This is a genomic window from Microcoleus sp. Z1_B2 (assembly GCF_036700325.1).
Taxonomy (GTDB): domain Bacteria; phylum Cyanobacteriota; class Cyanobacteriia; order Cyanobacteriales; family Microcoleaceae; genus Microcoleus.
Window position 1 is genome coordinate 23050 of the sequence record NZ_JAUBOQ010000063.1, and the last position, 10684, is coordinate 33733.

General features: G+C 47.5%; 11 protein-coding genes. 6 read left to right on the forward strand and 5 right to left on the reverse strand.

Annotation, left to right across the window (positions count from 1 at the left end):
- Positions 1-10 precede the first annotated feature (10 nt).
- From QT984_RS26625 to plsX, 5 genes are all read right to left on the reverse strand, one after another.
- Positions 11-490 (reverse strand): hypothetical protein, encoded by a 480-nt coding sequence (locus QT984_RS26625; RefSeq protein WP_333375272.1) that lies wholly within the window; start codon positions 488-490, stop codon positions 11-13.
- A gap of 96 nt (positions 491-586) precedes the next feature.
- Positions 587-736, reverse strand: coding sequence for a hypothetical protein (locus tag QT984_RS26630; protein WP_333375276.1), 150 nt, complete (start codon positions 734-736; stop codon positions 587-589).
- 612 nt (positions 737-1348) lie between these two features.
- Positions 1349-2230, reverse strand: a complete 882-nt coding sequence (fabD, locus tag QT984_RS26635) for an ACP S-malonyltransferase (protein ID WP_333375278.1) — start codon at positions 2228-2230, stop codon at positions 1349-1351.
- A 557-nt stretch (positions 2231-2787) separates the two neighbouring features.
- Entirely contained in the window at positions 2788-3789 is a 1002-nt protein-coding gene (locus tag QT984_RS26640; protein WP_333375281.1) for a beta-ketoacyl-ACP synthase III, read from the reverse strand.
- A gap of 163 nt (positions 3790-3952) precedes the next feature.
- Positions 3953-5002, reverse strand: a complete 1050-nt coding sequence (gene plsX / locus QT984_RS26645) for a phosphate acyltransferase PlsX (RefSeq protein ID WP_333375286.1) — start codon at positions 5000-5002, stop codon at positions 3953-3955.
- A 359-nt stretch (positions 5003-5361) separates the two neighbouring features.
- Between plsX and QT984_RS26650 the strand changes: the two genes are divergently transcribed.
- The 6 genes from QT984_RS26650 (at position 5362) to QT984_RS26675 (ending at position 10423) form a co-directional block, all read left to right on the forward strand.
- Complete coding sequence (locus tag QT984_RS26650) at positions 5362-6696, forward strand: D-alanyl-D-alanine carboxypeptidase (protein ID WP_333211471.1); 1335 nt, start codon at positions 5362-5364, stop codon at positions 6694-6696.
- An 81-nt stretch (positions 6697-6777) separates the two neighbouring features.
- The gene (gene rpsP, locus QT984_RS26655; RefSeq protein WP_006633724.1) at positions 6778-7062 is read left to right on the forward strand and encodes a 30S ribosomal protein S16; all 285 of its coding nucleotides are present in this window, start codon (positions 6778-6780) and stop codon (positions 7060-7062) included.
- Entirely contained in the window at positions 7034-7537 is a 504-nt protein-coding gene (locus tag QT984_RS26660) for a KH domain-containing protein (RefSeq protein WP_333057401.1), read from the forward strand. Before rpsP ends, QT984_RS26660 begins: the two co-directional genes overlap by 29 nt.
- Positions 7538-7911: 374 nt before the next feature.
- The gene (locus QT984_RS26665; protein WP_333157196.1) at positions 7912-8865 is read left to right on the forward strand and encodes a PhoH family protein; all 954 of its coding nucleotides are present in this window, start codon (positions 7912-7914) and stop codon (positions 8863-8865) included.
- A gap of 123 nt (positions 8866-8988) precedes the next feature.
- The gene (locus tag QT984_RS26670; protein ID WP_333057403.1) at positions 8989-9393 is read left to right on the forward strand and encodes a ChuX/HutX family heme-like substrate-binding protein; all 405 of its coding nucleotides are present in this window, start codon (positions 8989-8991) and stop codon (positions 9391-9393) included.
- A gap of 253 nt (positions 9394-9646) precedes the next feature.
- On the forward strand, positions 9647-10423 hold the full coding sequence (locus tag QT984_RS26675; protein WP_333264516.1) for a DUF6816 family protein: 777 nt from the start codon (positions 9647-9649) through the stop codon (positions 10421-10423).
- Positions 10424-10684: the final 261 nt, after the last annotated feature.

Below are 10684 nucleotides of genomic sequence, written 5' to 3' on the forward strand. Positions count from 1 at the left end.
AAAATTGTCCTTAGCTGGGAAGTTCTTTGTTGTTGGAGTCGTCTAACATTTGTAGCCTGCGATTAACTTCATCGTCTAAGGTCATATTTTCTAATTCGGCCTGAAGTCTTTCTTGGGGGTTTTCAGAGATTTCTGCTAAAGCTTGCTGTTTGAGGTGGCGGCCGTGGACGGCGTTTTTGGCTTGCTCAAACTGCGATCGAGCTGAATCGATACTGAGGTCGTTGTTGACTTGGGATATGGATCCGAGGGCTTGGTTAATCTCGGCCATATCTTTCATATTTTGCATATCGGTTTTGTAGGCTTCCAGCTTCATCCGTTCTCGATTTAGCTTGTCTTTGGAAGCGTTGACGTATTTTTCGGCTTGTTTTACTTGGGATTCTAATTGCGGCAGAATTTGTTCTGTCTGAATTACCTTCGACATTGCCAAGCGGGCTGCTTCTTCGTTGCCGTTGCGCTTGGCTGTGATGGCTTGGCGCTCTACGGCTTGCATTTCCCTAACTTTTTCGGCGTTGCTTAATCAGGGTATGAAAAAAATAACTTTAAAATCCAAAAGCTTTGTGAATACTGCTTTCTATGACGGGCATATTTAACGTTTCATACCGTAAATCAGCAACGCCACTTTTTCTTCATATTTCGTTTTGGCGCGCTGGTAGGCTGCAACTTGGGTAGAGACTGCTGCTGCTAGCTTTTGCACTGATTCTTGCATCGATCGCAGCGACTCTTCGGCTACCGCCACCGACACCTAGCCGCCTGATTCTACTGGCAGTCCCCACAGCCAGTTCCACGCACCTACTATGGTTCTGCCTGCCTTGTCGCCCATCAACCAGTAAAGGACTTTTTTCATATAAGTACCAGATAAGCTTGGTTTTTATGCCTAGTTTACATCAGGATTTGTCGATCGATTTGAGATTTGAGATTTGAGATTTGAGATTTGAGATTTGAACCATTGACCCAGCCCAAAAACGGATACGCTGCCACGTACTCCTGTCGTGGAAAGATAAAAATTTTCGACCCTAGTTCAAGATCCCAGATTTATCTGTGGGGTAAATCTAAAATCTAAAATCTAAAATCTAAAATCGACTGACTTGCGCGAGATAAATTGGGGGGCAAGTTTCATCGGATACAGGTTTTTTATTTCTGGACGGATGAATCCTGGATGCTTGATTGTCAGGTCGATCGATTTCTCGATTTTTGATTAATATTTTCTAACTGTCTGGATCGTCTATCCCCAATTTGCACAACAGGCAATATTCGGATTTGCCTGTTGTGCTATTTGTTTTTCGGCAATTTTCAGGCCTGTTAACTCTCAATTTTATAACCTGCCGTTTAATAACAGGCTAAAAATAGATTAAGCGGGCAAATCTGCAAAACTGCTAACATTTACCAGCGCTAAATCGGGACAAGTCCGTTTGATCAAACCTGTCAGAACTTTGCCCGGGCCAATTTCCACTACGCGATCGATTCCTTGTTGTGGCAATTGCATGGAAATTTCTCGCCAGCGCACGCCTTTAGTCATTTGCTGAGTCAACCGCTGCTTTAAAGTGGCTGCGCTGGTAGTGGCTGACGGTTCTGCGTTTGAGAGCACCAGCATTTTTGCATCGGAAAATCTTGCAGACTTTAAGGCTAGTTGAAACTCTGCCGCGACTGATGCCATCAGGGGAGAGTGAAACGCACCGGAAACATTCAATTTAACAGCGCGTTTGACTTTGATTTTGGCAAGCAAATCTTCTACTGCTGCGGGCGTTCCAGAAATCACGACTTGTGCTTCGCTGTTGTCGTTTGCCAGCACTACGTCTCGGCTGTATTGAATTTGCAGTTCTAGTTCCTGCCTGTCGAACCCGATCAAAGCCACCATTTGACCGCCGGAGGCAGTGTCCATGAGTTCGGCGCGGCGTTTGACTAAGCGCAATCCGGTTTCAAAATCAAAGACGCCTGCTGCGTAGAGGGCAACGTATTCTCCTAAACTGTGACCGGCAACTACCGCTGGTCGATCGCTTTTTTCTCGCACTAAGTCGGCCAAAATACTTTCTACTACGAACAAGCAAGGCTGAGTGTAGAGAGTCCGAGATAATTTTGCTTCTTCTTTTTGGCAAACTTCCGGGACAGACCAACCTAAAATTTCTTTAGCTAGCTCAAATTTGGCTTTAGCTGTTGGCAAGTTTAATAAGTCTGCACCCATCCCGATCGCCTGGGAACCTTGTCCGGGAAATACCCATGCTGTTTTAGTCATTTTTCCGGTAATCTGCTAATTGGTGGTTGCTAATTCGTGATTGCAAAAATTCTTTCTTTCCCGCTTCTAAGTTCGCTCGCTGGTATCCGCTATCTATCGGTTAACGAACTATTTACTCGCGACTCATAATTATAACATCTAACTGCGATTTTTACCAGGTTTATTTTTTTTTCGCTACTTGAATTCAGATTAATCGCCGTAGCTTAATTTTCAACCTTCAAGCCGGGGAAAGTCGATCGAAGAATAGAGGATTTTCCATTTCAGCACGCGCTTGTCAATAACTGCTGTCCGGGTGGTGCACCGCTGCGAACCTTGCCCTATGTATGGCGTGTTAAAGGATTTTTATTTTTCAATGGCCGCACTCCCAACTATCACGCTTGGCAAGTTTCAAGCTGCCAAATATTATACCAGTTCTCAAACAGAATAAAATTGCTGGCCCGCAATCCCAACCCATACTTCATCAGCGATTCCCTATCGAAAATCGCCAATCGAAAATCAAAAATGGTATTACCGTGATTCCCCAATCGAAAATCGCCAATCGAAAATCGAAAATCGCTTTACCTTCCCCATTGAAAAATCGCAGCCCCCCAAGTCAAACCTGCACCGAAACCAGCAGCAGCAATAGTATCGCCCGCTTTAACTTTACCCAGACGCACGGCTTCGTCTAAAGCAAGGGGAATTGAAGCCGCTGAGGTATTGCCGTAATTCGCCAAATTGCTGATTACTTTTTCGGGGGGAATCTTTAGCCTTTGGGCAACTGCATCAAGAATCCGCTGATTGGCTTGGTGCAACAACAGCCAGTCAATTTCGGCGACACTGATATTGGCCCGAAACATAGCTTTTTCTATGACTTCCGGCACTTTTCTCACGGCAAAGCGATAGATTTCTTGACCATTCATTGTGATGGGTTCAAATCCGCCAACTCCGACGCTAACGCCCTCAATTAATTCTTTTGACTCGGCTTTGTAAGCCAAATTGAGAGACGAATTTTGTGTGCCGTCGCTGCGAATTTCAAATCCCAAAAAGCGATCGACTTCTGAAGCTTGTAATACCACCGCACCTGCACCGTCTCCAAAGAGAATGCAAGTACCCCGATCAGACCAATTCACCCAGCGAGATAAAATATCGGCTCCGATCAGCAAAACATTTTGATACACCCCTGTCCGAATGAACTGCGAGGCTGTAACTAAACCAAAAACAAAGCCGGAACAAGCTGCTGTCAAATCAAAAGCCACAGCTTTTGTCGCGCCCAACTGATATTGAATTTTACTGGCAGTGCCAAACAAATCGTCAGGACTGGAAGTCGCCAAAATAATTAAATCGATATCTGTCGGCAAAATTTCTGCCATGGCGATCGCCTGAAGCGATGCCTCGGACGCTAAATCGCACAAAGAAGTGCGATTGTCCGCCAGCCTGCGCGCTCGAATGCCCGTCCGCGCGCCAATCCACTCGTCAGAAGTTTCTACTATCTGACTCAAACCGTTATTATCCAGCGAAACCTGCGGTGTACAAGAACCGCTACCCGTGACGGCAATGCCGAACCCTGATTGCTGCAACATTCCTCTCCATTTACTCGCTGTTCGATCTAGAAATTAAAAATTAAAAACTACCAATTAAAATTATTTTTTAAACTGCTGAAATTACTTTTTTTAAGCAAAACAGTTGGTTTAAGCTGACATTTTTAATTTTACATTTTTAATTTTTAATTCCTACTTACTGCCTCTAATTCACAGCTTCTTGTTCCAGAGCGCTTTGCTGATTGGACGATCGAATTCGCTCCAGCACTTGGTTATCAATAGCCTCCTTCGCCAAACGAATGGCATTAAAAATCGAGCCAGCTTGAGACGAACCGTGGCTGATAATGCAAACTCCAGCAACGCCCAACAGCAAACCGCCGCCGTGTTCAACGTGGTCTACCCGCTGCTTAAATCCTTGCAAGCTTTTTTGCAGCAGAGGATCGTTAATTTGATGTTGGAGTCCTTTGACTAATTCTTCCTTCAGCACTTGCACCACGACTTCGCCCACCGCTTCGGCAAACTTCAACAACACGTTGCCGACAAACCCGTCGCAGACAATCACGTCGAATTTCCCCGACAGCACGTCGCGGCCTTCGGCATTGCCCACAAAAGGAATGTTCGGGTTGTCCACCAATAACTGGTGGGTTCGCACCGCGGCGTCGTTGCCTTTAGAAGGTTCTTCGCCAATGTTGAGCAGGCCGATTTTAGGTTCGGCGACGCCCAGCACGAACTGGCTGTAAATAGTTCCCATAAGAGCGAACTGCTCCAAAAATTTGGGGCGGCAGTCCACATTAGCGCCGACATCGAGAATAAGTACAGAGCTGCCCGGTACCATTGTGGGCAAAACCGCACCGATCGCAGGGCGATCGATGCCGGGGAGCCGGCCCAACCTGAGCAGGGCAGCAGCCATTGCCGCGCCGGAGTGACCGGCGGACACCACAGCATCAGCTTGCTGCTGCTTTACCAAGTTCATCGCTACGTTAATCGAAGCGTTGGGCTTGCGTTTGAGGGCACTCAAAGGTTCTTCGTGCATTTCCACCGCTCCTTCAGAAGGAACGATTTCTAGCTGACCTGTAGAGACGCGGCCGATCGCGTCTTGTTGCCGGAGCGAGTCTTCTATTTGCTGCGGGTCGCCCACCAGCAAAATCTCTACGCCTAATTCTTCTTGTGCCTTAAGCGCTCCCGCTACAACTTCGGCGGGGGCATGATCCCCACCCATAGCGTCTATTGCAATTCTTGCGCGTGTCGATCCCATTGACCAATGTTTGAGAAACACTAAAAATTCTACCAGGAAGTCAGGAGCGTGAATCCACAAGTCTGAATAAAGAACTAAAATCCGCTCGGTACGGCGATCGGACAATTCTCATTTCCGACTACTCTGATAGAACTTGTTTTGTCACTACTTTACTATTTTTGACTGCAAATTGAAAAAATCAATGAAATAGTTTACATGACCGCAAGCACTTTAGTCCGGAAACCCCGGATTCATCCGTGGAGCGAAAAAAAAGCTCCCCATCCTCATCACTTGCCCCCGGATTTATCAGTGGGAGCGCTTTCTTCAATTCTTTAATCTCAAATCTAAAATCTAATATCGATTGACTTTAGGAGTAAAAAATGCTGGATTTATTTAGCTCAGGGATGATGTCTCTGTGGCTGGACATGGCTGGAGTAGGCAGTGCCGCGCCTAATGCTGCGTCAGTGCTGGCTTGGCGGGGAGGGATACCCGGGTTAGTGGTGGCCGAAGATTTGGCTTTTGGGCGAATAAATGCGGCAAATCCCGACTTGCCAGCAGAAGCGACGGTGCGGGAATATTTGAAAGAGTTGAAAGACAAGAACTTGATTGAGGGCAATCAGGGAATTTGGGTGCAAGCGGGAATGATGCCGCTGGTAAGTCAGCAGGGCAAGACGCTGATGCCTGGGGCTTCGCTGACTAAGATTGCGACTTCTCTAGCGTCGCTGGAGACTTGGGGCCCGGATTATCAGTTTGAAACGCGGTTCCGGGGAACGGGGCCGATTAGGAATGGGGTGTTGCAGGGGGATTTGGTGGTCAGCGGCGGGGGCGATCCGCTGTTTGTGTGGGAGGAGGCGATCGCCGTGGGCAATGCTCTCAATCAAATGGGTATCAATCGTGTGGCGGGGAATTTGGTGGTGACAGGCAATTTCCGCATGAATTATCAGTCCGATCCTTTGGTGGCGGGGGAGATACTGCGGCAAGCTCTTGAGGGTAGTAATTGGCCTGCGGACGTGGTGGCAATGTATTCTAAGATGGCTCCGGGAACTAGAAAGCCGCAAGTAACGGTTGCCGGCAGCGTCATTGCTGAGAAATTTGTGACTTCGGGGCGTTTGCTGCTGAAGCGCCGATCGCTTCCTTTAGCCGAAATTCTCAAGCAGATGAACGTCCACAGCGATAATGAAATAGCTCAGATGCTGGCCGACGATTTGGGCGGGGCAAAAATAGTGCAGCAGCAAGCGACTTGGGCCGCGGGGGTGCCGGAGGAGGAACTTCAATTAGTTAACGGTTCGGGATTGGGAGTGGAAAATCAGATGTCTCCGAGGGCGGCTTGTGGGATGATGCAGGCGATCGCGCGCAACCTTCAGACGACTGGGCTGACAGTTGCTGACTTGTTTCCGGTGTCCGGGCGCGATAAAGGAACTTTGGAATACCGACACATTCCGCGATCGGCTGTGGTGAAAACTGGTACTTTGGACACGGTGATTGCTTTGGCGGGAGCCATACCCACGCGCGATCGAGGTTTAGTTTGGTTTGCAATTATTAATCGCGGCACCGATTGGGACTCTTTGAGAGCACAGCAAGATATATTTTTGCAAAAATTGGTGCAGCAGTGGGGAACTGCATCGATTTTGCCAGTAGCAATTACACCGCACATTGACGGCGCCAGACCTGCCTTGGGGGCAGCAAATCGTAGCGATATTTTGGTCGGAGGTTAAGAAATAGGGGTTGAGTTGGGGTTCGGGGAAGGAGCACTGACAAAATAGCTTAGAATTGGAACAAGACTATTGTGCAAGAAGATGATCAAACTGCGATTGAAGAGATACGGGAAAAAACGCGAGACCAGCTACCGAATTGTAGCGATGAACAGTTCTACTCGCCGCGACGGCCGTCCCCTAGAAGAGCTCGGCTATTACAACCCCAGAAATAACGAAACCAGGCTGGATGTTCCAGCGATTGTCAAGCGCCTGCAAGAAGGCGCTCAGCCAACTGACACCGTGCGTGACATCCTGAGAAAAGCCCATGTATTTGAACAAGTCGGAGCCGGAGCTAACGTTGAATCCAGCACAGCAACAGTCAGCTAGTCCCAACTATGCTGGACTGGTTAAGTTTTTAATTGGGCCTTTTTTAGAGACCCCCGGCTCTTTGCGGGTTGATTGCGAACTGCACCCGCGCCAATCGCGGGTCTGGGTTAGGCTGGCTTTTGAAGATCCCGACAAAGGCCGGGTTTACGGTAGGGGCGGACGCAATATTCAGGCGATTAGAACTACGCTCGAAGCGGTGGCGCAGACGGCTGGTCAGTCCCTCTACTTAGATATATACGATGGCGAAGCGGGCGATCGTGGATCTGGCCCGCCTAGGGGCGATCGGGATCGCCCGGATCGCGATCGCCCAGATCGCGACCGCCCAGATCGTGGCTCGCGGGAGCCGCGAGGCGACTTCCGACCCCGGACGCCACCTCCGTCGCCGAGTCCCTTGGCTAGCAGAACTCCGAGAGAACAACCTCGCCGTACTAACACACCTACGTTTAGAACGAGCAGAAATACTCCCGGTTATTAACTAACTGCAGAACCCAGAAAGAATTTTAGATTTTAGATTGCCTGTTGTAGAGTTTGTATTACAAGCCCCGTTTGGTTGGAAATTGCCGGTTTTGCGATCGGAAACAAATGTAAAATTTTAAATTTCAAATGTCAGCGGCATCAGGTTCATCTAAAATCTAAAATTTCAAATCTAAAATCTAAAATTGCCTGACTTAATAGAAGGGAGATTTGATTTGTGCCTCAAGCACCAAACTCATTTGGGAGCTAAATCTAAAAGACGCCTTAGATACTAGGTAAAATCTAGTAAGGGGCGTCTTTTTGTTCGCAAATAGTGACTGGTTGAACGTTTAGTTGTTAACTTTTAATTGCTTATTTGGAGGAGATTATGTTGGCATGAATGAAAAACTAACAATAGAGTTACCGAGCACCCAAAGTGCAATGTCGCTGGCCGGTAATCAAGAAGAAAACCTGAAAATGATCTCTAAGCAAACCGGTGCTACCCTGGTAATGCGAGGGCAAGAACTGCTGATTTCTGGCACAAAAAGTCAAGTAGAATTGTGTCATAAATTAGTGCGATCGCTCTCCGACTATTGGAAATCCGGCAAAAATATTACCGGAGTTGAAATCCAGACGGCGCGCCAAGCTTTGGATACCAACCGCCAAGGCGATTTACAAGACTTGCAGCGAGACGTTCTCGCCAGAACCCGCCGCGGCGAAGAAATTAGAGCCAAAACCTTCAAGCAGCGGCAATACGTCCAAGCAGTACGCACGCACGACCTGACATTTTGCATTGGCCCCGCTGGTACTGGCAAAACATTTCTAGCAGCTATTTTCGCCGTGCAAGCGCTGTTGAGCAAGCAGTACGAACGGCTGATTTTAACCAGGCCAGCCGTGGAAGCTGGCGAAAAATTAGGGTTTTTGCCGGGAGATTTGCAGCAAAAAGTCGATCCATATTTGCGCCCGCTTTACGACGCCCTGCAAGAAATGATCGACCCTGAAAAAATGGCCGATTTAATGGAAAGAGGCTTGATCGAAGTAGCTCCTTTAGCTTATATGCGGGGGCGCACTCTCAGCAATGCTTTCGTAATTTTGGACGAAGCTCAAAATACGACGCCGGCTCAGATGAAAATGGTGTTGACTCGTCTGGGCTTTCGATCGAGAATGGTAGTAACGGGGGATATCACTCAAACAGATTTGCCGCCAAACCAACAGTCGGGATTGTCAGTCGCCCAAAACATTCTACGCAACGTTGAGGGCATTGCTTTCTGCGAATTCTCTCAGGCGGATGTGGTGCGACACCCGCTAGTGCAGCGGATTGTCGCTGCTTACGAACTGCACGAAACATAGTCATTAGTCATTAGTCAGTAGTTGTTGGTTGTTAGTTATTGTTGTTTTTAATTACCAATAATCAATGCCCAAGGCTCTTCGGCCCAATGCCCAATTCCCAATACCCAATTCCCCAATTAAATTATGCCTAATCTGAAAGAATTCTTGGAAGCTTGCGAACAATTGGGCACGCTGCGTTTAATCGTGACTAGCAGCGCGGCTGTGCTGGAAGTGCGCGGTTCAATTCACAAGCTGTTTTATGCGGAGTTGCCGAAGGGAAAGTATGCCAATATGCACGCCGAAATATTTGAGTTTCACCTAAATATGGACAAAATAAAACAGGTGAAGTTTGAAACTGGTGAGGCAAAAAGAGGCAATTTCACTACTTATGCAATCCGTTTTCTGGACGAACAAAATGAGGCTGCTTTGAGCGCGTTTTTGCAGTGGGGAAAGCCGGGGGAATACGAACCAGGACAGGTGGAAAATTGGCACGAGTTGAAGGAAAAATACGGGGAGGTTTGGGAACCTGCACCTGTTGAGGCGCTTTAAAAAATCGGCTTTTCCACCTTTGAATTGCATATTGGGGGCGGGTAGGATGCCCACCCTCTACTCCCACAAGCCGAACATTTATTTTTGTGCAACAGGCAGGATGCGTGTTTCTAAGAATGGTAGAAAATATGATGTTTAAGTCGTTTGTTGTCTAATTTGTGAATTAATGAACCGCAGAGGGCGCAGAGAACGCAGAGAAGAGATAAAGAAGAGAAAGAGAGACAGAAGGTTAGTTTTTTGAATGTAATTAGGTATGAAGGTATTTTGGAGTTTTTGTTTGGTTTTGCTGGTGTTGCTGTGGGGTGGTGGTGCGAGGGCAGGGGTTTTGGGCGATCGCATATCAAGTTTTCCCAATTGGGAAAGCAAGCCTTCTATCGCTGTAGCTAAGGGAGATTTGGTATATTCCGACTGGATGGCGGGGAATTGGAATGTTTCTAGCACTTTGGTAGATTTAGCCGCTCCTTTAGCGCCAAATATTGTCACGCCAGGGTTTGAAAGCAACCGCCAGTATTTGCAGCAGCCGGTATTATTTAAAGTGCGATTTCAACCTGAAAAAAATCTTGGGTTAATTTCTAATTATACATTGAAAAAGGCTCAAAAGATTGTAGCCGATCGCACTTTTAACGGTTTGAATATTGCTAAGGCTTATTTAGGCGATGGTGGCGTACTTTCGGTGAAAGTCGATCCGACCAATCCCAACCGCCAAATTACTGTTTTGAAAGGGGAACGCCAATTAATTTCGATTGTTACCAGTCGGGGAACTGAGACGCCGAATCCTCGCGAGTTTGTGTCTACAGAGATTTCTCAGCAGATTTTTCGGGGAGAGTCTGATATTTATTTAAACGAGGTGGAGACAACAACGGCTTATCGAGTTGTTGGAGGCGGAGAAAATGGCGATTCTGCGAGTAAAAGAATTGAGGCCGATCAGGTGACAGCGATTTATTTGTCGCCGCAAGACCCGGATTATTTTGCTGCTGGGGGGCATCCTGTGGCTTTGTACCGATATCGGTTGGAGTTGGTGCGCGCATAATTAAGCTGTCATCTCGATCGGTCTAGCGATCGACTTTTTTCGCCCCTGTCTCTCCTTTCATCAGCTTTCCTAATCACACTCATCAGTTTAACTGTCGTCAAACCCCTTTACAAACCTTAACGATAGGCGTAATAATATAAACATCATCCGAACATTGACAACCAAATACAGCAATCATAAAACCATGACAACAACCTTACAGCAGCGCGAAAGCGCCAACGTCTGGGAACGCTTTTGTGAGTGGGTCACAAGCACCGACAA

What these genes read in the sequence shown, in the direction of transcription:
- QT984_RS26625 (WP_333375272.1), bottom strand. Translation starts at nt 490, where the DNA reads ATGCAAGCCGTAGAGCGCCAAGCCATCACAGCCAAGCGCAACGGCAAC.
- fabD (WP_333375278.1), bottom strand. Translation starts at nt 2,230, where the DNA reads ATGACTAAAACAGCATGGGTATTTCCCGGACAAGGTTCCCAGGCGATC.
- QT984_RS26640 (WP_333375281.1), bottom strand. Translation starts at nt 3,789, where the DNA reads ATGTTGCAGCAATCAGGGTTCGGCATTGCCGTCACGGGTAGCGGTTCT.
- plsX (WP_333375286.1), bottom strand. Translation starts at nt 5,002, where the DNA reads ATGGGATCGACACGCGCAAGAATTGCAATAGACGCTATGGGTGGGGAT.
- QT984_RS26650 (WP_333211471.1), top strand. Translation starts at nt 5,362, where the DNA reads ATGCTGGATTTATTTAGCTCAGGGATGATGTCTCTGTGGCTGGACATG.
- rpsP (WP_006633724.1), top strand. Translation starts at nt 6,778, where the DNA reads ATGATCAAACTGCGATTGAAGAGATACGGGAAAAAACGCGAGACCAGC.
- QT984_RS26665 (WP_333157196.1), top strand. Translation starts at nt 7,912, where the DNA reads ATGAATGAAAAACTAACAATAGAGTTACCGAGCACCCAAAGTGCAATG.
- QT984_RS26670 (WP_333057403.1), top strand. Translation starts at nt 8,989, where the DNA reads ATGCCTAATCTGAAAGAATTCTTGGAAGCTTGCGAACAATTGGGCACG.
- QT984_RS26675 (WP_333264516.1), top strand. Translation starts at nt 9,647, where the DNA reads ATGAAGGTATTTTGGAGTTTTTGTTTGGTTTTGCTGGTGTTGCTGTGG.